This window comes from bacterium (assembly GCA_035295165.1).
In the GTDB taxonomy this organism is placed as follows: domain Bacteria; phylum Sysuimicrobiota; class Sysuimicrobiia; order Sysuimicrobiales; family Segetimicrobiaceae; genus JAJPIA01.
The window spans coordinates 1-20,513 of sequence record DATGJN010000029.1 but is presented as its reverse complement, the minus strand read 5'-3'; the positions used below and the strand labels follow the sequence as shown (position 1 = coordinate 20,513).

Sequence of the window (20,513 nt, the reverse complement as noted above, 5' to 3'; positions counted from 1 at the left end):
ATGGTGATGCCGGGGGACAACGTGACGATGGAGGCGGCGTTGATCACGCCGATCGCGTTGGAGGAAGGGCAGCGGTTCGCGGTGCGGGAAGGCGGGCGGACGGTGGGGGCGGGGGTCGTCGCCAAGATCCTCGAGTAGGTCCCGGCCGACGTGATAGGACCTGTCCCCGCGACGACGCGGGCGGGCGATCGTACAGCGGGGGCAAAGGAGCGGGGGATGGCACAGAAGATCCGGATCAAGCTCAAGGCGTATGACCACAAAGTCCTCGATCAGTCCGCGGAAAAGATCGTGGACACGGTCAGGCGGACCGGCGCGCGCATTTCCGGCCCGGTGCCGCTGCCGACGGATCGGAACGTGTACTGTGTCATCCGCTCACCGCACATCGACAAGGAGTCCATGGAACACTTCGAGCTGCGGACGCACAAGCGTCTGATCGATATTCTCGAGCCGACCCCGAAGACGGTGGACGCGCTGATGCACCTCGATCTGCCGGCGGGTGTGGACATCGAGATCAAGCTGTAACCTGAGATTGTCGTCGTGAGGAGTGGGGTGCGATGCCGGCCATCCTAGGCAAAAAGCTCGGAATGACCCAGATCTTCGACGAGGCGGGCAACATGGTGCCGGTGACGATCGTCGAGGCCGGCCCCTGCGTCGTCGTGGGCCTGCGCACACCCGAGCGTGAGGGGTACGCGGCGGTGCAGCTCGGGTTCGGCGCGGTCAAAGAGGGCCGCGCGACCAAGCCGTACAAGGGCGTGTTTGCCAAGCGGGGCCTGCAACCCACCCGTGTGATCCGGGAGGTCCGGACGTCCAAGGACGAGACGTTTGAGGTCGGACAGGCGCTTCGGGCGGACGTGTTCAACGGCGGCGATCGGGTGGACATCGTCGGCGTGAGCAAGGGCAAGGGGTTCGCCGGCGCGATGAAGCGTCACAACTTCGGCGGCCAGCGGGACTCGCACGGCAACAGCTTGATGCACCGCGCGGTCGGCAGCATCGGGTCGAGCAGCATCGCTCGCGTGTTCAAGGGCAAGCGGATGCCCGGACGCCTCGGCGGCGCGCGGACAACGGTGCGAGGACTGCGCGTCGTGTCGGTGGATTTGGAGCGCAACGTCCTGCTAATCCGGGGCGCGGTGCCGGGGCCGCGGGGCTCGATCGTGCTGGTCCGCGGGGCCGGGGGAGCGCGCGCATGAGCACGGCGACGGTGTACGATGCGGGCGGTAAGCGGGTCGGCGAGATGGAACTCGCCGCCGGCGTCTTTGGCGTGACGCCGCACACGGCGGTCCTGCACGAGGTGGTCACCTGGCAGCTTGCCGGACGCCGGCGGGGGACCCACTCCACGCTGACCCGCGGCGAGGTGGATCGGAGCACGCGCAAGATCTATCGGCAGAAGGGGACGGGACGGGCGCGGCACGGTGGGCGAGGCGCGCCGGTGTTCGTCGGCGGCGGCATCGCATTCGGGCCGCATCCCCGGAACTATACGTACAGTGTGCCGAAAAAGGTGCGGCGCCTCGCGATCCGGTCCGCGCTGTCGGCCAAGGCCGCCGAGGGACGGATCGCCGTGCTGGAACGGCTCGACCTCGAACAACCGAAGACGAGCGTGCTGGCCCGGCTGCTGCGCGCGGTCGACGCCGAGGGGAAGGTGCTGCTCGTGACGGCGGCTCCCAACGCGATCGTCGCCCGGTCCGCGGCCAACCTGCGGGGGTTGTGGGTGCTCCCGGCCACGAGCCTGAACGTGCACGCGATTCTCACCGCGGACCGGGTCCTGATCACCCGGGCCGCGCTGGACCGGATCGTGGAGGTGCTGGCATGAACGACCCCCGTGAGGTGATCCGCCGGCCGATCGTCACCGAGAAGAGTATGCGTGGGACGACGATCAGCAAGTACACATTCGAAGTGGACGGCGGATCGCCCAAACCGGTGATCCGGGACGCGGTCGAGCGGTTGTTCCAGGTCCACGTGACCAAGGTGAACGTGATTCGCATCCGCGGCAGGCAGCGGCGGCGCGGCCAGCACTACTATCACGAAGCCGGGTACCGGAAGGCGATCGTGACGCTGGCGGGCGGGGACAAGATCGACCTCGAGAAGCTGACGTGACGGGACGGCGGGACGCAACCCGCGGCGGATGCGCGGGACGTCGGCGAGCGGAGGCCTAGAGCATGGGCATCAAAAAGTTCAAGCCGGTGACACCGGGGCAGCGCTTCAAGACCGGGCCCACCTTTGACGAGATCACGAAGACGACGCCCGAGCGCGCGCTCGTGACGCCGTTGTCGTCGCGCGCCGGTCGCAACGCCCAGGGCAAGGTGACCGTGCGTCACCGGGGCGGCGGGCACAAGCGGGCGTACCGCGTCATCGACTTCAAGCGCAACAAGGACGGGGTCGCGGCGCGGGTCGCCAGCATCGAGTACGACCCGAACCGGTCAGCGCGGATCGCGCTGGTGCACTACGCCGATGGAGAGAAACGGTACATCCTGGCACCGGTCGGGCTCGGGGTCGGCGACGTCATCGCGTCCGGCCCGGAGGCGGAGATCAAGCCCGGCAACGCGCTCCCGCTGCGGGCGATCCCGGTGGGGTCGACCGTGCACAACGTGGAGTTGCAGATCGGGCGAGGCGGCCAGCTCGTGCGGAGCGCGGGCAGCTCCGCACAGCTGATGGCGAAAGAAGGGGACTACGCGCAGATCCGGCTGCCCTCAGGCGAGGTCCGGATGATCCATATCGACTGCCGGGCGACGATCGGCCAGGTCGGGAACCTCGAGCACGAGTCGATCAGCGTCGGCAAGGCCGGGCGGACGCGCTGGATGGGGTGGCGCCCGTCGGTGCGCGGCGTGGTCATGGACCCCAGCAGCCACCCGCACGGCGGGGGCGAAGGCAAGTCGCCGATCGGGATGCCCGGGCCGGTCACGCCCTGGGGCAAACCGACGCTCGGGTTCAAGACGCGCAAGACGAAGCCGAGCGACAAGTTCATCGTGAAGCGGAGAAAGTAGCCGTGGGCCGGGGACGCACGCCGGATGCACACCGGATGGGGAGGCGGAGGTAGATGGGCCGATCGGTAAAGAAGGGCCCGTTCGTCGACGCGCATTTGTTGGCGAAGGTCCAGACGCTCAACAAGACCCGGGAGCGCCGCGTGATCCGGACGTGGTCCCGGCGCTCGACGGTCGTGCCGGAGATGGTGGGGCATACCATCGCGGTGTACGACGGGCGGAAACACGTCCCGGTGTACGTCACCGAGAACATGGTCGGGCACAAACTCGGCGAGTTCGCAGCGACACGGACGTTCAAGAGCCACGGCGCCAGGGTGGAGAAGACGACGTCGGTGAAGCCCGCGGCGGCGCCGGCGCCGTCGGCTCCCGCGGCGGCGTCGTAGGGGGGCGGAGCATGGAAGCCAAGGCGGTGGCGCGGCACGTGCGGATCTCGCCGACGAAGGTCCGGCCGGTGATGGCGTTGATCAAGGGGAAGGGCGTCGACGACGCGTTGGCGGTCCTGCGGTTCACGCCGAACCGCGCCGCGCGGGCGGTGGCGAAGGTCGTGATGTCCGCGACGGCCAACGCGGAGCACAACCTCGAGCTGGATCGGGATACCCTGCGGGTCGCCAGGGCGTACGTGGACGGTGGGCCGAGTGTCCGCCGGATGCAGGCGCGGGCGCGGGGGCGTGCGGACGTGCTGAAGAAGCGGAGCAGCCATATCACCGTGGTGGTGGCGGACGGTGAGTAACGGTCAGCAGTGCGCTCAGGGCTCCCGGCGGACGGCGTGGGTCGGCCGTCTGGCGGGATGGGGTGCATAAGGGAGGCGCGTCGTGGGGCAGAAGATCCATCCGATCGGCCTGAGGCTCGGGATCATCAAGGATTGGGAGTCGAAGTGGTACGCCGAAAAGAATTTCCCCGACCTCATCCAGGAGGATCAGACGCTGCGCCGGCACATCAAGCAGAAGCTCGGGCGCGCGGGGATCTCCCGCATCGAGGTCGAGCGGGCGGCGAACCGGGTGCGCATCACGATTCACTCGGCCCGGCCCGGGATCATCATCGGGCGCGGTGGCACGGGGATCGACGCTCTGAAGAAAGAGCTCGAGGCCCTGACGGGTAAGCAGATTCAGCTGAACGTCCAGGAGATTCGGCGGGCGGAGCTCGAGGCGGCGCTGGTGGCGCAGAACGTGGCGAGCCAGCTCGAACGGCGGATCGCGTATCGGCGGGCGATGAAGCAGGCGGTCGCCCGCAGCCTCCGCAGCGGGGCGAAAGGGATCCGGATCGCGTGCGCCGGCCGGCTCGCCGGTGCCGAAATCGCGCGGTACGAGTGGTACCGCGACGGCCGGGTGCCGCTCCACACGCTGCGGGCGGACATTGACTTCGGGGTTGCGGAAGCGCTGACGACGTACGGGCGAATTGGGGTCAAAGTGTGGATCTACCGCGGGGACGTGTTGCCGGAGCGGCGGCGGCCCGGAGAGATCCGGGGTCGGTCGGGTGACACGACCGTGTTGCCGTCGAGGCTCCCGCGGGTGAATGTGCAGAGGAGGCAGGACGCGCATGCTGATGCCCAAGAGGGTCAAGTTTCGTAAAGCCCAGCGGGGACGGATGCGGGGCGACGCGCACGCTGGCGCGTCCGTCGCGTTCGGCGAGTTCGGACTCCAGGCACTGGGTCGGGGGCACATCACGAGCCAGCAGATCGAGGCATCCCGCCGGGCCATCACGCGGTTCATCAAGCGCGGCGGTAAGCTCTGGATCCGCGTGTTCCCGGACAAGCCGGTGACGAAGAAGCCGGCCGAGACTCGCATGGGGAGCGGCAAGGGCAACCCGGAGCTGTGGGTGGTCGTGGTCAAACCCGGTCGGCTGCTGTTCGAGCTCGCCGGCGTGACCGAGAGCGTGGCCCGGGAGGCGATGACCCTCGCCGGCCACAAGCTGCCGATCCGCACGCGGTTCGTCCAGCGTGAAGAGCTTGGGGACGGCGCGGCGGTTGGGGGAGGGGCCCAGGCATGACGTCCGTGTCGCTCCGTGACATGACGGTGGCGGAGATTCAAAAGCAGTTGCAGGAGGCGAGGCAGGAGCTGTTCACGCTGCGCCTGCAACGGGCGTCGGGCAAGCTGCAGAATCCGGCCCGGGTGCCGCGGGTCCGGCGAACCGCCGCGCGGTTGCTCACCGCGTTGCGCGAGCGCGAGGCGGCCGGGGGGAGGGCGTGATGGCGGAAGAGCTGGGGCAGGCGGGCGGCGCGGAGATCCGCGCGCGGGGCCTGCGGAAAACGCAGATCGGTCTTGTCGTCAGCGACAAGATGCAGAAGACAGTGGTCGTCGAGGTCGTCCGCCGGGGCCGGCATCCGCTGTACAAGAAGATCATCCGGCACAGTCGCCGGTTCAAGGCGCACGACGAGCAGAACGATGCGCACGTCGGCGACAAGGTGCTGATTTCGGAGACGCGCCCGCTGAGTAAGGACAAGCGGTGGCGGGTCGTCCAGGTGCTGGAGCGCGCCCGCTGAGGCGGGACCGCGGGTAGGCCACAGGGTCACGGGGGCAGGCGATGATTCAGAACTATACACGGCTCAGGGTCGCGGACAACACCGGCGCGCGCGAGATCATGTGCATCCGCGTCAAGGGTGGATCGCGGCGGCGGTACGCCGGCATCGGCGATGTGATCGTCGCGACGGTCAAACAGGCGATCCCGAACAGCCCGGTCAAGAAGGGCGAGGTCGTGCGTGCGGTCGTCGTGCGGACGACCCGGCACACCCGACGGCCGGACGGCTCGGCGATCCGGTTCGACGACAACGCCGCGGTGCTGATCAGCGACCAGAACAACCCGCGCGGCACGCGGATCTTCGGCCCGGTCGCGCGGGAGCTTCGCGAGAAGCAGTTTATGAAGATCATTTCGCTGGCCCCGGAGGTGCTGTGATGGGCGGGGCGCGGACCGCGGTGCACGTGCGGCGGGGCGACACCGTCGAGGTGACCCACGGGAAGTACCGGGGCAAGCGCGGCAAGGTGCTGCGCGTGATGCCCGCGGAGGGGCGGATCATCGTCGAGGGCGTGATGGTCGCGAAGCGCCACAGCAAACCGACCGAGCGGATGCCGGCGGGCGGGATCGTGGAGAAAGAAATGCCGTTTCCGGCCGGCAAGGCGATGCTCGTGTGTACGCGCTGCGGGCGCGCGGTGCGGTTCGGACACCAGCGGCTCGACGACGGCACCACGGTGCGCGTCTGCCGGCATTGCGGCGAGCTGATCGACAAGGCGTAGTGGCAGATCGAGGTGCATGATGGCACGGTTGCGTGAGAAGTATAAGACCGAGGTGGCCAGCGGACTCCGGCAGCGGTTCGGGTACACGAACCCGATGCAGGTGCCGAAGGTCGAGAAGGTTGTCATCAACATGCGTGTCGCGGACGCGCTCCAGGACCAGCGGCACCTCGACAAGGCGGTGGAGGAGCTCACCCTGATCAGCGGGCAGCGGCCGGTGATCACGCGCGCCCGCCGGTCGATCGCCGCGTTCAAGCTGCGCACCGGCAACCCGATCGGGTGCAAAGTCACGCTGCGCGGCGAGCGGATGTACGAGTTCCTCGACAAGCTGTTCAACATCAGCCTGCCCCGTATCAAGGACTTCAAGGGCCTGTCCAGCCGGTCGCTGGACGGGCGGGGTGGGATGAACATCGGCCTGCGGGAGCAGTTGATCTTCCCGGAGATCGAGTACGACAAGGTGGACAAGATCCGCGGCATGGACATCTCGATCGTGACGACCGCGCGGACCGACGAGGAGGCACGAGAGTTGCTGCGTCTCATGGGGCTGCCGATGCGGGAGACCGCGCAGGTCGGGGGGGCCGGGTAGATGCCGAAGAAGGCCTTGCTCATCAAGTGGCGGAAGACGCCAAAGTTCAAGGTGCGCCGATACAGCCGCTGCCGGAACTGCGGCCGGCCGCGGGCGGTGTTCCGGAAGTTCGGGCTCTGCCGGATCTGCCTGCGCACGCTGGCCCATCGGGGCGAGATCCCCGGCGTCGTCAAGGCGAGCTGGTGAGGTGACGGGAGTGGGAGTCATTACCGATCCGATCGCGGACATGCTCACGCGGATCCGCAACGCTATGATCGCCCGGCACGACTCGGTCGTGATCCCGGCGTCGCGGATGAAAGTGGAGATCGTGAAGATCCTCAAGGCGGAAGGGTTCATCGCGGACTACCATGCCGAGAAGACGACGCCTGAGGCGATCCGGATCCAGCTGCGATACGGCGAGCGCAAGCAGGGGATCATCACGGGCCTCAAGCGCGTCAGCCGGCCGGGCCTCCGCATCTACGCGCGCCGCGCGGATGTGCCGCGCATCCGCGGAGGGCTGGGGGTCGCGATCCTGTCCACCTCGCGCGGTGTGATGACCGATCGCGACGCCCGCAAGGCCGGCGTCGGCGGCGAAGTGCTGTGCTTCGTGTGGTAGCGCGGGGGAGGAGCCGGAGATGTCCCGTGTAGGCAGAATGCCGATTCCGATCCCGCAGGGGGTCGAGGTCAAGGTCACGGATGGGACGGTCAACGTATCCGGGCCGAAGGGCAAGCTGGCGCGCGTCGTGCACCCCGACATTGGGGTTGCCGTGGCGGACAACCACGTCCTGGTCTCGCGGCACAGCGACGACAAGTTCCACCGCGCGCTGCACGGTCTGACGCGCGCCCTCGTTGCGAACATGGTGCACGGGGTTACCCAGGGCTATCGGGTGGAGTTGGAGATCCAGGGGGTCGGGTACCGCGCCCAAAAGCAGGGCGCGGCGCTGGCGCTGCAGGTGGGGTTCTCACACCCCGTGGAGATCAAGCCGCCGGCCGGGGTGACGCTGGACGCGCCGCAGCCGAACCGGATCGTCGTCGGGGGCATCGACAAGGAACAGGTCGGCCAGATGGCCGCGACCATCCGCGCGCTCCGGGAGCCGGACCCGTACAAGGGCAAGGGAATCCGGTACCTCGGGGAGCGGGTCCGGCGCAAGGCGGGTAAGGCCGGCAAGGCCGTCGGCGGGGCAAAGGGGTAGCGCACCGACCAGGAACGCCCGTCGGGCTCGCGCACGAGGGCGTTGTCGGGGGGGCGACAGGGGTGGACGAATGATCAAGCACAAAGATCGTAACGAGGCGCGCCAGCGCCGGCATCTGCGAATCCGGCGGGGCGTCCGGGGTACCGCGGACCGCCCGCGGCTATCGGTGTTTCGCAGCCTCGCCCACATGTACGTGCAGATCGTCGACGACGGGGAGGGGCGGACGCTTGCGACCGCGTCGACGCTCGATCCCGAGATCCGCGCCCAGGCGGCGGCCGCCAACAAGTCGGCGGCGTGCAAGATCGTCGGGCAGCTGATCGCGCGGCGCGCGCAGGAACGCGGCGTACGCCGGGTCGTGTTCGACCGGGGCGGGTACCTCTACCACGGCCGGGTGCGTGCGGTCGCGGAGGGCGCCCGCGAGGGCGGGCTGGAGTTCTAGCCGGGAGGTCCCGGCACGCGAGGAGGCGTGAATGCCACGGACGAAGGGCAAGGGGATCAAGGGCAAGAAGGCGAGGGGCAAGGCCCGAAAGGTCGAGGCGCCTCCAGCCCACAAACCGGCCGACCTCGAATACCTGCACCGGCGCGTCAATCCGGATGCCGTGAACCTGACGTCGGAGAAGGCGATCTGGATCAACCGGGTCGCTAAGGTGACCAAGGGCGCGAAGCGGTTCAACTTCAGCGCGCTCGTCGTCGTCGGCGATGAGCACGGCCATGTGGGCGTGGGGCTCGGCAAGGCCGGGGAGGTGCCGGACGCGATCCGGAAGGGGACCGAGGACGCGAAGAAGCACCTCATGCAGGTCGCCCTGACCGGCACCACCATCCCGCACGAGATCGTGTCCGAGTACGGAGCGGCACGGGTGATGCTGCGGCCCGCGGCCAAGGGCACGGGCGTCATCGCGGGCGGCCCGGTGCGGGCCGTCCTGGAGGCGGCCGGGGTGCGCGACATTCTCACGAAGTCGCTCGGTAGCAACAACCCGATCAACCAGGCGCGCGCTACCCTGAAGGGCATGCTGGACGTTCGGCGCCCGGAGGAGGTCGCGAAGATGCGGCACCGGTCCGTGGCAGACCTGATCGGACGGAGGGCGGAGCGGTGGCAGACGGCGTAGCAATGAAGGTGCGGGTCACCCTGCGCCGGAGCCTGATCGGGCACACGGAGTCGCAGCGGCGCACCGTGTGGGCGCTCGGCCTGCGGCGCATCGGCGCGGCGCGCGTGCACACCCTCACCCCGGCGTTGCGGGGCGCGCTCCGGAAAGTCGAACATCTGGTGGCGGTGGAAGAGGTGGCGGATGGTAAACATCGGTAAGCTCAAGCCGGCGCGGGGTGCGCGCCGGCCCGGGCGTCGGATCGGCCGGGGGCACTCGTCTGGCAGCGGCAACACCGCGGGGCGCGGCCACAAGGGACAGAAGGCGCGGTCCGGAGGGCAGACCCGGCCGGGGTTCGAGGGCGGGCAGCTGCCTCTGATCAAGCGCATGCCGTACCGCCGGGGCATCCGGGGCGCGGGCAGCAACCACGTCGGCGGGGGGCCGCACGTCCGGATGGGTGAGGTGAACATCGGACGCCTGAGCGCGTTTCCGGCGGGCAGCGAGGTGACGCCCGAGACGCTCCGTGCCGCGAAACTGCTGCGAGCGGCGCAGGTCAAGATTTTGGGCGAGGGCGAACTCGACCACGCGCTGGTCGTCCGCGCGCACGCGTTCAGCGCATCGGCCCGCCGGCAGATCGAGGCGGCGGGAGGGCGCGCCGAGGTGATCGGATGATTCCCGGTCTGGCCAACATCATCCGGATCCCGGATCTCCGGCGGAAGTTCCTGTTTACCATCGGGATGCTTGCGCTGTTCCGGTTGGGATCGCACATTCCGGTGCCCGGGGTCGATGTGGCGCGGCTTCAGACCCTCTTCTCCCAGCAGGGGAACGTGTTTGGATTCATCGACCTGTTCGTGGGCGGGGCGTTGTCGCGGTTCGCGCTGTTCGCGCTCGGCGTGTTCCCGTACATCACGGCGTCGATCATCTTCAGCTTGCTCGAGGTCGTGTTCCCGCGCCTGAAGGAGATCCACCGCGAGGAGGGCGAGGCCGGCCGGCGCAAGATCGGGCAGTGGACCCTGTATCTGTCCGTGGTGCTGGCGCTGGTCCAGGGGATGGGGCAGACGATCCTGATCCGCAACCTGGGCGCGATCACGAACCCGCGTCCCCTCGTGTTCGCGGAGATTCTCATGACCCTCGTCGCCGGGACGATGGTGCTCACGTGGATGGGCTCGATCATGACCGAGTACGGGATCGGGAACGGCGTCTCCCTGATCATCTTCGCCGGGATCTGTTCGCGGCTGCCGAACCAGCTCTCGCAAACGATCGGCCTGGTCAACGTCGGCGAGGCCTCGGTCTTCCGGGCGCTCGCCGACGTCGCCGTCATCCTGGTCAGCATCGTGGCGGTCGTGCTCGTGACGCAGGCCGCCCGCAAGGTTCCGATCCAGTACGCGAAACGCATCGTCGGCCGGCGGATGGTCGGCGGCCAGACGACGCACCTTCCGATCCGCATCGCCTCGTCCGGCGTCATCCCGATCATCTTCGCGATCTCGGTGATGCAGTTCCCGTCCACGATCGCTCAGTTCTCGCGCGTCCCGTGGATTCAGACGATCGGCAATCTGCTGAACCTGAACGGGGTCCTGGGAGGGTTCTTGTACTTCGCGCTGATCATCGGGTTCACATACTTCTACACCGCGGTCAGCTTCGACCCGGAGGACGTCTCGGACAACATCAAGAAGTACGGCGGGTTCATCCCGGGCATCCGTCCGGGGAGGCCGACGACGGATTACCTCACCCGGATCCTGGAACGGCTGACCCTGGTCGGCGCCGTGTTTCTGGGGCTGATCGCCGTGGGACCGATCTTCCTGTCGCGCTTCACCGGCCAGCTCACGTTGTATCTCACCGGGACATCCTTGCTGATCGTCGTCGGCGTGGCGCTGGAGACGATGAAGCAGATCGAGGCCTATGTGTTGATGCGGCATTACGAAGGCTTTATGAAGTGACCGGGGCGGCATGGACCTGATCTTCATGGGGCCCCCGGGCGCCGGCAAGGGGACGCAGGCGGAGATTTTCCACGAGCGCCACGGGTTGCCGCATATCTCCACGGGGGACATTCTGCGACAGGGCGTCCGCGACGACACGGAGGTGGGGCGCCGGGCGTTCGCCTACATGCAGGAAGGCGACCTGGTTCCCGACGAGATCGTGGACGAGATCGTCCAGATTCGGCTTGCGGAACCCGACACCGCCGGCGGGTTCATCCTCGATGGATACCCGCGCACGCTGCCGCAGGCGGACGCCCTCGACCGGTGGCTCGCGCGCGAGGGCCGCAGTCTCGATGCGGTGGTGTGGTTCGAAATTCGCGAAGAGGTGTTGCTCCGCCGGCTGACGGGCCGGCGGGTGTGTCCCGTCTGCGGCGCGATCTACCATCTCGACTACAAGCCGCCGAGGGTCGCCGTTCGTTGCGACGTCGAGGGTGCGGAGCTGGTGCAGCGGCGAGACGATGCCCGGGCCACCGTCCTCCACCGGCTCGAGGTGTTCCACCGGTGGACCGCACCCCTGGTCGACCACTATCGCAGCCGCGGGCTGTTCCTGACGGTGAACGCGGAGCGGCCGGTCGTGGACGTCTACGACGAGATCCGTGAGTTCGTGCAGTCCCGGGCCGGCCGAACCGATTGAGGCAGATGCCGACGATGATCGCGCTCAAGTCTCCCGCGGAACTCGCCGTCATGCGGCGCGCGTGCGGCGTGGCGGCGCAGGCGCTTCGGGCGGTGGTGGACGCCGTGGTGCCGGGCATCACCACGCGCGAGCTCGACCGTGTCGCCGAGGATCGGATCCGGGCGCTCGGTGCCGTACCGGCGTTCCTCGGGTACCGGGGCTATCCCGCGAGCCTGTGCGCGTCCGTGAACGACGAGGTGGTCCACGGAATCCCGGGCCGCCGGCGCCTGCGGGAAGGGGAGATCGTGAGCGTCGACCTGGGGGCCGTGGTCGAGGGATTTCACGGGGATTGCGCCGTGACCGTCCCGGTCGGGGTGATCTCGGAGCCGGCGCGCGAACTGCTCCGGGTTACCGCGGAGTCACTCGAAGAGGGAATCCGGGCGGTGCGCGCCGGCGCACGGCTCGGCGACGTGGGCGCGGCGATCCAGCGCTACGTCGAGCGCCACGGGTTCTCGGTGGTCCGGGAGTTCGCCGGACATGGCGTCGGGCGGCGTCTCCACGAGGACCCTCAGATTCCCAACTTTGGACGGCCGGGGAGCGGGGTCGCGCTGCAGTCGGGGATGACCCTCGCGATCGAACCCATGGTGAACGCCGGGACCCATGAGGTGACCATGGATCCGGACGGGTGGACGGTCCGGACCAAGGACGGCAAGCTGTCGGCCCACTTCGAACACACGGTTGCGGTGACCGCGGAGGGGGCGGAGGTACTCACTAGACTTCCCGAGGACGCCTCGGTATAATAATTGATCGCGGGTGTTAGCGCCCAAAGGAGCGTGGATGGCAAAGAAAGACGTCATCGAAGTGGAAGGCACCGTCGTGGAGATCCTCCCGAACGCAATGTTCCGGGTGGAGTTGCCGAGTGGTCACAAGGTGCTCGCCCACATCTCGGGCAAGATGCGCATCCACTTTATCCGTATCCTTCCTGGCGACCGCGTGAAGGTGGAGCTGTCGCCGTACGACCCGACGCGTGGCCGGATTACGTACCGGTTCCGGTAGGTACCTGGTGAGATGACAAGGAGAGAACAGCGATGAAGGTCCGAGCGTCCGTGAAGCGCATGTGTGAGAAGTGTAAGATCATCAAGCGCGGCAACCGCGTCATGGTGATCTGCGAGAACCCGAAGCACAAGCAGAAGCAGGGGTAGACGCTGGGCGAGCGGCCCGGAGGCGGGGCCGCAGGGAGGGACGGATGGCGCGCATCGCAGGGGTGGATTTGCCGCGGGACAAGCGCGTGGAAGTGGCGCTGACCTACATCTACGGCATCGGGCGGAGCCGTGCCGGGGAGATTCTCCAGATCACCGGGATCGGCCCCGACACCCGCGTGCGGAACCTCACTGAGGAGGAAGTCACCCGCCTGCGTGAGGTGATCGACCGCAACTACAAGGTCGAAGGAGACCTGCGCCGCGACGTCGCCATGGACATCCGGCGGCTCGTCGAAATCGGCTGCTACCGGGGTGTGCGTCACCGCCGCGGCCTTCCCGTGCGCGGCCAGCGCACGCGAACGAACGCGCGGACCCGGAAGGGTCCAAAAAAGACCGTCGGAGCGCGCCGGGCGAAGGCGGCACCGGCCGGCGCCGCGGCGTCGTAGCGGCGGGCAGGAGACGAGGAGGACGACATGGCCACGGGCAAGCGCAGAGAGCGCAAGCACATCCCGGCGGGCATCGCGCACATCCAGTCCACGTTCAACAACACGGTGGTGACGATCAGCGATCTCCAGGGAAACGTGCTTGCCTGGGCGAGCGCCGGGACGTCCGGGTTCAAGGGCTCGCGCAAAGGCACCCCGTTTGCCGCCGGGCTGGCGGCCGAGAACGCGGCCCGCAAGGCGATGGAACACGGCCTCCGGCAGGTTGAGGTCTACGTGAAGGGCCCGGGGTCCGGTCGGGAGGCGGCGATCCGTTCGCTGCAGGCGGCCGGCCTCGAGGTGAATCTGATCAAGGACGTGACGCCGATTCCGCACAACGGGTGCCGACCGCCGAAGCGGCGGCGGGTGTAGGGGAGGAACCATGGGACGCTATCACGAGGCGGTTTGCCGGCTCTGCCGCCGTGAGGGCATGAAGCTGTACCTCAAGGGCGAGAAGTGCTACACGGACAAGTGTCCGGTGGCGAAGGACACCACGCCACCGGGGATGCACCCGCCCAGCCGGCGCAAGCCATCGGACTTCGCCGTGCGCCTCCGGGAGAAGCAGCGCCTCCGGCGGTTCTACGGTGTCTACGAGGGGCAGTTCAAGCGGTACTTCCAGGTCGCGGCCCGGGCCACGGGTGTCACCGGGACGCGTCTCCTCCAGATCCTGGAAACGCGGCTCGACAACCTCGTCTATCGGTTGGGGTTGGCCGCGAGCCGCAAGGAAGCGCGTCAGCTCGTGGCGCACGGGCACATCACCGTCGACGGCCGCAAGCTTTCGGTGCCCGCGGCGATCGTTCGGCCTGGAGCGACGGTCGCCGTCGCAGAAGGCAGCCGGAGCCTGCCGCACTTCAAGGCGCTCGCCGGGAGCGCGCCGACGCGGGGCCTGCCCGCGTGGTTGGAATACCATCCGGAGACCTTGAGCGGCCGCGTGCTGACGCTGCCGGCTCGCGAAGATATCGACGTGCCGGTGCATGAGCAGTTGATCATTGAGTACTACTCGCGGTAATCACGACAGGCCGAGGCGGCGACATGGCGTTGGACGAGCAAATGCTGGCGGCGGTACGCGCACCCCAGAGGGGGTTGACAGGCGTGTGGGAGATTACGAAACCGAAGATCGAGTATGCCGAGCTATCCGATACCTACGGCAAGTTCATCGTGGAGCCGCTCGAGCGCGGGTTCGGCGTGACGTTGGGCAATGCGCTGCGGCGGGTCCTGCTGTCCTCGATTCCGGGGGCCGCCGTGACCTCGGTGAAGATCGAGAATGTGCTCCACGAGTTCTCTACGATCCAGGGCGTCGTCGAGGATGTGACGCAGATCATCCTCAACCTCAAGGAGCTGTCGTTTAAGCTCCACAGCGACAAGCCGAAGCTGCTGCGCCTGGACGTGAAGGGGAAGAAGGATGTGACCGCGGGGGACCTGCAGCCGGACGCCGAGGTGGAGATCCTGAACCCCGACCTGCAGATCGCCACGCTCGACGGGAAGAACGCGCACCTCGTGATGGAGCTCGTCGTGGAGCGCGGCAAGGGGTACGTCCCGGCGGAGCGGCACCGGAAGAGCGAGCACGTGATCGGTGTCATCCCCGTGGACTCCGTGTTCTCGCCGATCCAGAAGGTCAACTACGGCATCGAAGACACGCGGGTCGGCCAGGCCACCGACTACGACCGGCTGGTGTTCGAAGTGTGGACCGACGGCAGCATCCGGCCGGAGGAGGCCCTGCAGGAGTCGGCGCGTCTGCTGATCGACTACTTCCGTCTGTTCGTCGGCACGACCGCCGGTGCGGAGGTTGCGGTCGGTCCGCAGGCCGACGAGACGAACAAGCTCGCGACGATGCCGATCGAGGAACTGGATCTGTCGGTGCGGCCGTACAACTGCCTGAAGCGCGCCGGGATCAATACCCTTGGCGACCTGCTCCAGCGGACCGAGGACGAGGTGGTGAACGTCAAGAACTTCGGCCGGAAGTCACTGGACGAGGTCAAAGAGAAGCTCGCGGCCCTCGGGCTGGAATTGCGCCGGAGGGGTGCCTGATGAGCCTGGGACAGAAGGGACGGCGCCTGGGACGGGACACCGGGGCGCGGCTCGCCCTGTTCCGCGGTCTGGTGTCGGCGCTCATCGTGCACGAGCGGATCGCGACCACCGAGCACAAGGCGAAGGAGACGAAGAAGATCGCCGACCGGATGATCGACCTGGCGCTCCAGAACGACCTGCACGCGCGTCGGCAGGTCGCCCGAGTGCTCCCCGATCGTGCGGTGATCAAGCGGCTGTTCTCCACCGTGGCGCCGAGGTATCAGAAGGGGCGTGGCGGGTACACCCGGGTGATCCGGACGGCGCCGCGGCGCGGCGACGCAGCGCCGATGGCCCTCCTCGAGTTGGTCAAGTAACGTCCGCCCACCGGACGCCGCGACGGGCCCCGGCGGGCCTGCGACCATGATAGACGTTGCCCCCGCGCTCATCCGGGTTCGGGGGCTTCATCACACGTACCACGCCGGGTCCAGCGAGCCGGTCCTGGCGCTCCGGGGGATCGACCTCGAGGTGCGTCGCGGCGAGTGCGTCGCCGTCGTTGGCGGCAACGGCTCGGGGAAGAGCACGCTCGCCAAGCACCTGAACGCGCTGCTGTTGCCGACCGCCGGGGAGGTCGTGGTGGACGGTCTCGACACGCGCGACCACGACGCCGTCTGGGCGGTCCGCCAGCGTGTCGGCATGATCTTCGAGCACCCGGACGATCAGCTGGTCGCGGCGGTGGTCGAGGAAGACGTCGCGTTCGGCTGCGAGAACCTCGGGCTCCCGTCCGCCGAGATCCGCTCGCGCGTCGACGCGGCGCTGCGCGTGGTCGGGCTCGCCGCACTCCGCCGCCGGCCGCCGCACCTCCTGTCGGGCGGCCAGAAACAGCGGGTTGCGATCGCCGGGATCCTCGCGATGCGTCCGCGGTGCCTCGTCTTGGACGAAGCCACCTCGATGCTGGACCCCTCTGGGCAGCGCGAGGTCATGGACACCGTGCTGCGTCTCCGGCGCGACGAAGGGCTCACGCTCGTCCTGATCACCCATGCCATGGAAGAGGCCGCGCTGGCCGACCGGATCGTGGTCCTCGCCGAGGGCCGCATCGCGCTCTCCGGGACGCCTGCGGAGGTCTTCGCGCGGGAAGACCTGCTGCACGACCTCCGGCTCGAACCGCCACAGATCGTGCTGCTCGGGCGCCGCCTCGCCGAGGCGGGGCTGCCGCTGCCGCCGGGCCTGCTCACGGCCGAACAGCTAGCGGACGCGGTGGCCGCCCTTCGCGGTGGCCCGGCGGGGGCCGCGTGATCCGCTGCGAGCGGCTGACCCACGTGTACCAGCGCGGTTCGCCGTTCGCGGCGACCGCGCTCGACGATGTGTCGCTGGAGATCCGGGCGGGCGAGATCGTGGGCATTATCGGTGCCACCGGCTCGGGCAAGTCCACCTTGGTCCAACACTTCAACGGCCTGCTCCGGCCGACCACCGGGCGCGTGTACCTCGACGACGTGGATATTCACGCCCGGGAGGTCGATCGACGGCGGGTGCGGCAGCAGATCGGCCTGCTGTTCCAGTATCCCGAGTACCAGTTGTTCGAGGAGACCGTGACCGCGGACGTGGGGTTCGCGCCGCGGAACCTCGGGCTCGGGCCGGACGACGTCCACGAGCGGACGCGTCGCGCGCTGGAGCACGTCGGGCTCGACCCGGACGTGTTCGGTCCGCGCTCGCCGTTCGCGCTGAGCAACGGGGAGATGCGGCGCGTGGCGATCGCCGGGTTGCTCGCGATGGAGCCGCGCATGCTGATCCTGGACGAGCCTACGGCGGGTCTGGATCCGCGCGGGCGCCAGGAGATCTTGGACCACATCGTCCGGCTGCGCGACGCCCGCGGGCTCACGATCGTGCTGATCACGCACAGCATGGATGCGGTCGCGCGGCTGTGCGCGCGTTTGGTCGTCATGGACCGGGGTCGCCTTGTCGCCGACGGTCCCGTCCGCGAGGTGTTCGCCGATCCCGCGCGGCTCGCCGCGCTCGGGCTTGGGCTGCCACAGGTCGCGGTGTGCGCCCGGTTGCTGCGGGAGCGAGGGCTGCCGGTGCGGCCCGACGTGCTCACGGTCGATGAAGCGCGCGCGGCGATTCTCGACGCGCTCGCGGGGCGATAGCCGTGGATCTGCTGCGCGGGCTGATGCTGGGTCAGTACGTGCCGGTGGACTCGCCGATCCACCGGCTCGATCCGCGAACGAAGATCCTCGGCACGTTGTGGCTCGTCCTCATCGTGTTCGGGATCCGATCGCTCGGCGGGCTCGTCGTGCTCACGGCATTCCTCGCCGCGGTCTTGCTCGTCGGCCGCATCCCTCCAGGGTACACGTTGCGCGGGCTCCGGCCGGTGTTCTGGCTGGTCGGTCTCGCCGTGATCTTCCAGGTGTTGTTCGGTGACAGCGGCGGCCACGTGCTGGTGGGGCGCGGACCGCTCGTCATCACGCGGGAGAACCTCGTCGTGGGGGCGTTCTACGGCTACCGGCTGATCCTGCTCGTCGCGGCCACGACGCTCATGACGTTTACGACGTCGTCGGTTGAACTGACCGACGGTCTGGAGCGATTGCTCCGGCCGTTCCGGCGCGTGGGCGTGCCCGCGCACGAGCTCGCGCTGATGATGACGATCGCGCTCCGGTTCATCCCGACGCTGCTCGAGGAGACCGACAAGATCATGAAGGCACAGATGGCACGCGGCGCCGAGTTCGCCAGCGGCAACCTGGTCCGGCGTGCGCGCGCGTTGGTGCCGCTCCTCGTCCCGTTGTTCGTCAGCGCGTTCCGCCGGGCCGACGCGCTCGCGCTCGCCATGGAGGCGCGCTGCTATCGGGGCGGCGAACACCGCACGCGCATGAAGGAGTTGCACCTGGCCGCGCGCGACGGCATCGCGGCGGGGGTGCTGGTGGTGGTCTCTGCCGCCGTCCTCCTGCCGCCCTCGCTGTGGCGGGCGTGGTAAGCGTGCGCACGAGGAGGCGGGCGTGCGGACGCTGAAGCTGGTCGTGGAGTACGACGGCACCGGCTACTGCGGATGGCAGCGGCAGCAGGGGAGCGCCGCCGCTGGGGCGCCGTCGGTGCAGGCGACGCTCGAAGCGGCCGTGGCCGAAGTGGCGGGCGAGCCCGTGGCCGTGGTCGGCGCCGGCCGCACCGACGCCGGCGTGCATGCGTGCGGCCAGGTCGTGAGCCTCGCGACGACGAGCCGGATCCCGGCGTCGCGGTTCCCCGCGGCGTTGAACGGGCACCTGCCGCCGGACCTGCGCGTGCTCGAGGCGCGGGACGCCCCCGACGGGTTCCACGCGCGGTACGATGCGGTCGCGCGTACGTACCGGTACGCGATCCTGAACCGCGCGGCGCCCTCCGCGTTGTTGCGCGATCGCGCATATCACATGCCCGAACCGCTGGAGTTGATGGCGATGCGCCGCGCGCTCGCCCCGTTCACCGGACGGCACGACTTCGCCGCCTACCACGGCGTTGGGAGCGATCCCAAGACGACGATCTGCACCGTGCGCGAGGCGTCCTGGGAGCGGTCCGGCGACCGGCTCACGCTGACGATTACCGCGGACCGCTTCCTCCGTCACATGGTCAGGATGCTGGTTGGGACGCTGGTCCGCGTCGGCCGCGGCCGGCTTGATGCCGACGCGCCCATCGCGCTGCTCGCCGATCGGGACAACCAGCGCACGGGACCGACCGCACCGGCGCACGGGCTGTATCTCGTGCGGGTGGACTATCCGGAGGCACTTGGCTGATGCGGGGGCCCGCGTGCTCCGCACGTCACCCTGACCCCTCGGCGGGGCGGGCGCAAGCAGGAGGGGAGAGATGAATGGGATCGGAGGCCCCGCCAGCGGCGGGGTGGTGTTGGTCACCGGGGGCAGCCGCGGCATCGGCGCGGCGGTCGCGCGACTCGCCGGGGCCCGAGGATACACCGTCGCCGTCAACTACACCCGTGACGAAGACGCCGCGCGCCGTGTCGTAGAGGAGATCGCGCGGGGCGGCGGGCGGGCCGAGGCGATCCGGGGTGACGTGTCGCGGGAAGCCGATGTGGTCGACGCGTTCGAACGCACCGGACACGCGCTCGGGCCGGTGACGGCGCTCGTAAACAACGCCGGCGTGGCCGGCCGGCCCGGGCGGTTGGAGGCCCTGAGCGCGGACGAGGTGTGGCGCCTGCTCAGCATCAACGTCGCGGGGACCATCCTGTGCGCCCGCGAGGCGGTGCGCCGGATGTCGACGCGCCACGGCGGCGGCGGCGGCGCCATCGTCAATGTCTCTTCCGCGGCGGCGCGCCTCGGGGGCGCGGGCGAGTGGGTGCACTACGCCGCGACCAAGGGCGCCGTGGACAGCTTCACGATCGGCCTCGCACGCGAGGTTGCCGCGGAGGGGATCCGCGTCAACGCCGTGCGTCCCGGCCTGATCGAAACGGAGATCCACGCAACCGCCGGCGACCCCGGCCGCCTCGAGCGGCTCGCCCCGACGGTGCCGGTCGGGCGGGCGGGCACCGCCGGGGAGGTCGCGGAGGCGATCCTCTGGTTGCTGTCCCCGGCGGCGTCCTATACGACCGGCGCGATCCTCGACGTCACCGGGGGTCGGTGACGGTCAGGGAAGCTCATCTCCCGGGGGCGCATCCGGCGCCTCCGTCGCGAAGTTTCATGCGGCGAGACGCGTATAGACGATCGGGATGATCACAACGGAGAGGAACGAGGAGCTCAGCAGCCCGCCGACCACCACGACGCCGAGCGGGACCGCTGACCGCCGCCAGGGTCGACCCCCAGGGCCATCGGCAGCATCCCGAAGATCATCGCAAACGTCGTCATGATGATCGGCCGGACCCGCGGCCTCGCGGCTCCGCGTACGGCGGCGAGCCGGTCCGCGTCACTCCTCCTCGATTGGTCGGGGACCCCTACGACGCGATGCAGGTCGGGGCGGCACTAGTTGTAGTTCCCAGATAGGTTGTTGACACATGAGAGCCTTCCAGCGTTCCTGTGGGGCAGAGCAGCTACGCCCCACTCTGGGAGGCGTTTATGGGCCGGGCACGCGGCAAACTCACACCAGCGGGGCGGCTGCTGCTGGTGCAGCGCGTCACGGTGCTGCACTGGCCCATAAGTCAGGCGGCCGCCTCGATGGGCGTCTCGCGTGAGACGGCGTACGAGTGGCTGAGGCGCTGGCGCCGCGAGGGCGCCGCGGGCTTGGAAGATCGATC

At 69.0% G+C, this 20,513-nt stretch carries 38 protein-coding genes; 37 read left to right on the top strand and 1 reads right to left on the bottom strand.

Annotated features, from left to right (window positions below; all coding sequences use genetic code 11):
- From tuf to VKZ50_04145, 37 genes are all read left to right on the top strand, one after another.
- Positions 1-138: elongation factor Tu (tuf, locus tag VKZ50_04325; protein HLJ58940.1), on the top strand; the 138-nt coding region annotated here is incomplete at its 5' end.
- Positions 139-216: 78 nt separating this feature from the next.
- The gene (gene rpsJ, locus VKZ50_04320; protein ID HLJ58939.1) at positions 217-522 is read left to right on the top strand and encodes a 30S ribosomal protein S10; all 306 of its coding nucleotides are present in this window, start codon (positions 217-219) and stop codon (positions 520-522) included.
- A gap of 32 nt (positions 523-554) precedes the next feature.
- Positions 555-1,187 (top strand): 50S ribosomal protein L3, encoded by a 633-nt coding sequence (rplC, locus tag VKZ50_04315; GenBank protein ID HLJ58938.1) that lies wholly within the window; start codon positions 555-557, stop codon positions 1,185-1,187.
- On the top strand, positions 1,184-1,807 hold the full coding sequence (rplD, locus tag VKZ50_04310) for a 50S ribosomal protein L4 (GenBank protein ID HLJ58937.1): 624 nt from the start codon (positions 1,184-1,186) through the stop codon (positions 1,805-1,807). Before rplC ends, rplD begins: the two co-directional genes overlap by 4 nt.
- Positions 1,804-2,091 carry a 50S ribosomal protein L23 gene (gene rplW / locus VKZ50_04305; GenBank protein HLJ58936.1) on the top strand — a complete coding sequence of 96 codons (288 nt, stop codon included), beginning with the start codon at positions 1,804-1,806 and terminating at the stop codon, positions 2,089-2,091. Before rplD ends, rplW begins: the two co-directional genes overlap by 4 nt.
- A gap of 62 nt (positions 2,092-2,153) precedes the next feature.
- Positions 2,154-2,978 (top strand): 50S ribosomal protein L2, encoded by an 825-nt coding sequence (gene rplB, locus VKZ50_04300; GenBank protein HLJ58935.1) that lies wholly within the window; start codon positions 2,154-2,156, stop codon positions 2,976-2,978.
- A 53-nt stretch (positions 2,979-3,031) separates the two neighbouring features.
- The gene (gene rpsS / locus VKZ50_04295; protein ID HLJ58934.1) at positions 3,032-3,358 is read left to right on the top strand and encodes a 30S ribosomal protein S19; all 327 of its coding nucleotides are present in this window, start codon (positions 3,032-3,034) and stop codon (positions 3,356-3,358) included.
- A gap of 11 nt (positions 3,359-3,369) precedes the next feature.
- Complete coding sequence (rplV, locus tag VKZ50_04290; protein ID HLJ58933.1) at positions 3,370-3,705, top strand: 50S ribosomal protein L22; 336 nt, start codon at positions 3,370-3,372, stop codon at positions 3,703-3,705.
- A gap of 82 nt (positions 3,706-3,787) precedes the next feature.
- On the top strand, positions 3,788-4,543 hold the full coding sequence (gene rpsC / locus VKZ50_04285) for a 30S ribosomal protein S3 (protein HLJ58932.1): 756 nt from the start codon (positions 3,788-3,790) through the stop codon (positions 4,541-4,543).
- Entirely contained in the window at positions 4,512-4,961 is a 450-nt protein-coding gene (rplP, locus tag VKZ50_04280; protein ID HLJ58931.1) for a 50S ribosomal protein L16, read from the top strand. The genes rpsC and rplP overlap by 32 nt, the downstream gene beginning before the upstream one ends.
- On the top strand, positions 4,958-5,161 hold the full coding sequence (rpmC, locus tag VKZ50_04275; GenBank protein ID HLJ58930.1) for a 50S ribosomal protein L29: 204 nt from the start codon (positions 4,958-4,960) through the stop codon (positions 5,159-5,161). The genes rplP and rpmC overlap by 4 nt, the downstream gene beginning before the upstream one ends.
- Positions 5,161-5,454: a 30S ribosomal protein S17 gene (gene rpsQ / locus VKZ50_04270; GenBank protein HLJ58929.1), complete on the top strand. Its 294-nt coding sequence runs from the start codon at positions 5,161-5,163 to the stop codon at positions 5,452-5,454. Before rpmC ends, rpsQ begins: the two co-directional genes overlap by 1 nt.
- A 41-nt stretch (positions 5,455-5,495) precedes the next feature.
- Positions 5,496-5,864 carry a 50S ribosomal protein L14 gene (gene rplN / locus VKZ50_04265; protein ID HLJ58928.1) on the top strand — a complete coding sequence of 123 codons (369 nt, stop codon included), beginning with the start codon at positions 5,496-5,498 and terminating at the stop codon, positions 5,862-5,864.
- Complete coding sequence (gene rplX, locus VKZ50_04260; GenBank protein ID HLJ58927.1) at positions 5,864-6,202, top strand: 50S ribosomal protein L24; 339 nt, start codon at positions 5,864-5,866, stop codon at positions 6,200-6,202. Before rplN ends, rplX begins: the two co-directional genes overlap by 1 nt.
- A gap of 19 nt (positions 6,203-6,221) precedes the next feature.
- Positions 6,222-6,785, top strand: coding sequence for a 50S ribosomal protein L5 (rplE, locus tag VKZ50_04255; GenBank protein HLJ58926.1), 564 nt, complete (start codon positions 6,222-6,224; stop codon positions 6,783-6,785).
- A complete protein-coding gene (locus VKZ50_04250) occupies positions 6,786-6,971 on the top strand; it encodes a type Z 30S ribosomal protein S14 (GenBank protein ID HLJ58925.1) in 186 nt (61 codons plus the stop codon).
- A 10-nt stretch (positions 6,972-6,981) separates the two neighbouring features.
- Complete coding sequence (gene rpsH, locus VKZ50_04245) at positions 6,982-7,380, top strand: 30S ribosomal protein S8 (GenBank protein HLJ58924.1); 399 nt, start codon at positions 6,982-6,984, stop codon at positions 7,378-7,380.
- Between the two features lie 19 nt (positions 7,381-7,399).
- The gene (gene rplF / locus VKZ50_04240) at positions 7,400-7,957 is read left to right on the top strand and encodes a 50S ribosomal protein L6 (GenBank protein HLJ58923.1); all 558 of its coding nucleotides are present in this window, start codon (positions 7,400-7,402) and stop codon (positions 7,955-7,957) included.
- 70 nt (positions 7,958-8,027) lie between these two features.
- Positions 8,028-8,396: a 50S ribosomal protein L18 gene (gene rplR, locus VKZ50_04235; GenBank protein ID HLJ58922.1), complete on the top strand. Its 369-nt coding sequence runs from the start codon at positions 8,028-8,030 to the stop codon at positions 8,394-8,396.
- Positions 8,397-8,427: 31 nt separating this feature from the next.
- Positions 8,428-9,063 carry a 30S ribosomal protein S5 gene (rpsE, locus tag VKZ50_04230; protein ID HLJ58921.1) on the top strand — a complete coding sequence of 212 codons (636 nt, stop codon included), beginning with the start codon at positions 8,428-8,430 and terminating at the stop codon, positions 9,061-9,063.
- 2 nt (positions 9,064-9,065) lie between these two features.
- On the top strand, positions 9,066-9,260 hold the full coding sequence (gene rpmD, locus VKZ50_04225; protein HLJ58920.1) for a 50S ribosomal protein L30: 195 nt from the start codon (positions 9,066-9,068) through the stop codon (positions 9,258-9,260).
- Positions 9,244-9,711, top strand: coding sequence for a 50S ribosomal protein L15 (rplO, locus tag VKZ50_04220; GenBank protein HLJ58919.1), 468 nt, complete (start codon positions 9,244-9,246; stop codon positions 9,709-9,711). The genes rpmD and rplO overlap by 17 nt, the downstream gene beginning before the upstream one ends.
- The gene (gene secY / locus VKZ50_04215; GenBank protein ID HLJ58918.1) at positions 9,708-10,976 is read left to right on the top strand and encodes a preprotein translocase subunit SecY; all 1,269 of its coding nucleotides are present in this window, start codon (positions 9,708-9,710) and stop codon (positions 10,974-10,976) included. Before rplO ends, secY begins: the two co-directional genes overlap by 4 nt.
- A 10-nt stretch (positions 10,977-10,986) precedes the next feature.
- A complete protein-coding gene (locus VKZ50_04210) occupies positions 10,987-11,649 on the top strand; it encodes an adenylate kinase (GenBank protein ID HLJ58917.1) in 663 nt (220 codons plus the stop codon).
- Positions 11,650-11,654: 5 nt separating this feature from the next.
- On the top strand, positions 11,655-12,428 hold the full coding sequence (map, locus tag VKZ50_04205; GenBank protein ID HLJ58916.1) for a type I methionyl aminopeptidase: 774 nt from the start codon (positions 11,655-11,657) through the stop codon (positions 12,426-12,428).
- Between the two features lie 37 nt (positions 12,429-12,465).
- Entirely contained in the window at positions 12,466-12,684 is a 219-nt protein-coding gene (gene infA, locus VKZ50_04200) for a translation initiation factor IF-1 (GenBank protein ID HLJ58915.1), read from the top strand.
- Positions 12,685-12,716: 32 nt separating this feature from the next.
- On the top strand, positions 12,717-12,830 hold the full coding sequence (rpmJ, locus tag VKZ50_04195; GenBank protein ID HLJ58914.1) for a 50S ribosomal protein L36: 114 nt from the start codon (positions 12,717-12,719) through the stop codon (positions 12,828-12,830).
- A gap of 44 nt (positions 12,831-12,874) precedes the next feature.
- Positions 12,875-13,273, top strand: a complete 399-nt coding sequence (gene rpsM / locus VKZ50_04190) for a 30S ribosomal protein S13 (protein ID HLJ58913.1) — start codon at positions 12,875-12,877, stop codon at positions 13,271-13,273.
- A 27-nt stretch (positions 13,274-13,300) separates the two neighbouring features.
- Complete coding sequence (gene rpsK, locus VKZ50_04185; GenBank protein ID HLJ58912.1) at positions 13,301-13,678, top strand: 30S ribosomal protein S11; 378 nt, start codon at positions 13,301-13,303, stop codon at positions 13,676-13,678.
- 10 nt (positions 13,679-13,688) lie between these two features.
- On the top strand, positions 13,689-14,315 hold the full coding sequence (rpsD, locus tag VKZ50_04180; protein ID HLJ58911.1) for a 30S ribosomal protein S4: 627 nt from the start codon (positions 13,689-13,691) through the stop codon (positions 14,313-14,315).
- Positions 14,316-14,398: 83 nt separating this feature from the next.
- A complete protein-coding gene (locus VKZ50_04175) occupies positions 14,399-15,334 on the top strand; it encodes a DNA-directed RNA polymerase subunit alpha (protein ID HLJ58910.1) in 936 nt (311 codons plus the stop codon).
- Entirely contained in the window at positions 15,334-15,687 is a 354-nt protein-coding gene (gene rplQ, locus VKZ50_04170; protein HLJ58909.1) for a 50S ribosomal protein L17, read from the top strand. Before VKZ50_04175 ends, rplQ begins: the two co-directional genes overlap by 1 nt.
- A 46-nt stretch (positions 15,688-15,733) precedes the next feature.
- Complete coding sequence (locus VKZ50_04165; GenBank protein ID HLJ58908.1) at positions 15,734-16,606, top strand: energy-coupling factor transporter ATPase; 873 nt, start codon at positions 15,734-15,736, stop codon at positions 16,604-16,606.
- Entirely contained in the window at positions 16,603-17,454 is an 852-nt protein-coding gene (locus tag VKZ50_04160) for an energy-coupling factor transporter ATPase (GenBank protein HLJ58907.1), read from the top strand. The genes VKZ50_04165 and VKZ50_04160 overlap by 4 nt, the downstream gene beginning before the upstream one ends.
- A gap of 2 nt (positions 17,455-17,456) precedes the next feature.
- Complete coding sequence (locus tag VKZ50_04155; GenBank protein ID HLJ58906.1) at positions 17,457-18,278, top strand: energy-coupling factor transporter transmembrane component T; 822 nt, start codon at positions 17,457-17,459, stop codon at positions 18,276-18,278.
- Positions 18,279-18,300: 22 nt separating this feature from the next.
- On the top strand, positions 18,301-19,065 hold the full coding sequence (truA, locus tag VKZ50_04150) for a tRNA pseudouridine(38-40) synthase TruA (protein ID HLJ58905.1): 765 nt from the start codon (positions 18,301-18,303) through the stop codon (positions 19,063-19,065).
- A 70-nt stretch (positions 19,066-19,135) separates the two neighbouring features.
- Entirely contained in the window at positions 19,136-19,906 is a 771-nt protein-coding gene (locus VKZ50_04145) for an SDR family oxidoreductase (GenBank protein ID HLJ58904.1), read from the top strand.
- A 113-nt stretch (positions 19,907-20,019) separates the two neighbouring features.
- On the opposite strand, the gene VKZ50_04140 is transcribed toward VKZ50_04145, so the two are convergent.
- Positions 20,020-20,229 (bottom strand): efflux RND transporter permease subunit, encoded by a 210-nt coding sequence (locus VKZ50_04140; protein HLJ58903.1) that lies wholly within the window; start codon positions 20,227-20,229, stop codon positions 20,020-20,022.
- Positions 20,230-20,513: the final 284 nt, after the last annotated feature.

Bases quoted from the DNA above. Each gene is read 5' to 3' on its own strand.
- rpsJ (HLJ58939.1), top strand. From the start codon at position 217: ATGGCACAGAAGATCCGGATCAAGCTCAAGGCGTATGACCACAAAGTC.
- rplC (HLJ58938.1), top strand. From the start codon at position 555: ATGCCGGCCATCCTAGGCAAAAAGCTCGGAATGACCCAGATCTTCGAC.
- rplD (HLJ58937.1), top strand. From the start codon at position 1,184: ATGAGCACGGCGACGGTGTACGATGCGGGCGGTAAGCGGGTCGGCGAG.
- rplW (HLJ58936.1), top strand. From the start codon at position 1,804: ATGAACGACCCCCGTGAGGTGATCCGCCGGCCGATCGTCACCGAGAAG.
- rplB (HLJ58935.1), top strand. From the start codon at position 2,154: ATGGGCATCAAAAAGTTCAAGCCGGTGACACCGGGGCAGCGCTTCAAG.
- rpsS (HLJ58934.1), top strand. From the start codon at position 3,032: ATGGGCCGATCGGTAAAGAAGGGCCCGTTCGTCGACGCGCATTTGTTG.
- rplV (HLJ58933.1), top strand. From the start codon at position 3,370: ATGGAAGCCAAGGCGGTGGCGCGGCACGTGCGGATCTCGCCGACGAAG.
- rplP (HLJ58931.1), top strand. From the start codon at position 4,512: ATGCTGATGCCCAAGAGGGTCAAGTTTCGTAAAGCCCAGCGGGGACGG.
- rpmC (HLJ58930.1), top strand. From the start codon at position 4,958: ATGACGTCCGTGTCGCTCCGTGACATGACGGTGGCGGAGATTCAAAAG.
- rpsQ (HLJ58929.1), top strand. From the start codon at position 5,161: ATGGCGGAAGAGCTGGGGCAGGCGGGCGGCGCGGAGATCCGCGCGCGG.
- rplN (HLJ58928.1), top strand. From the start codon at position 5,496: ATGATTCAGAACTATACACGGCTCAGGGTCGCGGACAACACCGGCGCG.
- rplX (HLJ58927.1), top strand. From the start codon at position 5,864: ATGGGCGGGGCGCGGACCGCGGTGCACGTGCGGCGGGGCGACACCGTC.
- rplE (HLJ58926.1), top strand. From the start codon at position 6,222: ATGGCACGGTTGCGTGAGAAGTATAAGACCGAGGTGGCCAGCGGACTC.
- VKZ50_04250 (HLJ58925.1), top strand. From the start codon at position 6,786: ATGCCGAAGAAGGCCTTGCTCATCAAGTGGCGGAAGACGCCAAAGTTC.
- rplF (HLJ58923.1), top strand. From the start codon at position 7,400: ATGTCCCGTGTAGGCAGAATGCCGATTCCGATCCCGCAGGGGGTCGAG.
- rplR (HLJ58922.1), top strand. From the start codon at position 8,028: ATGATCAAGCACAAAGATCGTAACGAGGCGCGCCAGCGCCGGCATCTG.
- rpsE (HLJ58921.1), top strand. From the start codon at position 8,428: ATGCCACGGACGAAGGGCAAGGGGATCAAGGGCAAGAAGGCGAGGGGC.
- rpmD (HLJ58920.1), top strand. From the start codon at position 9,066: ATGAAGGTGCGGGTCACCCTGCGCCGGAGCCTGATCGGGCACACGGAG.
- rplO (HLJ58919.1), top strand. From the start codon at position 9,244: ATGGTAAACATCGGTAAGCTCAAGCCGGCGCGGGGTGCGCGCCGGCCC.
- secY (HLJ58918.1), top strand. From the start codon at position 9,708: ATGATTCCCGGTCTGGCCAACATCATCCGGATCCCGGATCTCCGGCGG.
- VKZ50_04210 (HLJ58917.1), top strand. From the start codon at position 10,987: ATGGACCTGATCTTCATGGGGCCCCCGGGCGCCGGCAAGGGGACGCAG.
- map (HLJ58916.1), top strand. From the start codon at position 11,655: ATGCCGACGATGATCGCGCTCAAGTCTCCCGCGGAACTCGCCGTCATG.
- infA (HLJ58915.1), top strand. From the start codon at position 12,466: ATGGCAAAGAAAGACGTCATCGAAGTGGAAGGCACCGTCGTGGAGATC.
- rpmJ (HLJ58914.1), top strand. From the start codon at position 12,717: ATGAAGGTCCGAGCGTCCGTGAAGCGCATGTGTGAGAAGTGTAAGATC.
- rpsM (HLJ58913.1), top strand. From the start codon at position 12,875: ATGGCGCGCATCGCAGGGGTGGATTTGCCGCGGGACAAGCGCGTGGAA.
- rpsK (HLJ58912.1), top strand. From the start codon at position 13,301: ATGGCCACGGGCAAGCGCAGAGAGCGCAAGCACATCCCGGCGGGCATC.
- rpsD (HLJ58911.1), top strand. From the start codon at position 13,689: ATGGGACGCTATCACGAGGCGGTTTGCCGGCTCTGCCGCCGTGAGGGC.
- rplQ (HLJ58909.1), top strand. From the start codon at position 15,334: ATGAGCCTGGGACAGAAGGGACGGCGCCTGGGACGGGACACCGGGGCG.
- VKZ50_04165 (HLJ58908.1), top strand. From the start codon at position 15,734: ATGATAGACGTTGCCCCCGCGCTCATCCGGGTTCGGGGGCTTCATCAC.
- VKZ50_04145 (HLJ58904.1), top strand. From the start codon at position 19,136: ATGAATGGGATCGGAGGCCCCGCCAGCGGCGGGGTGGTGTTGGTCACC.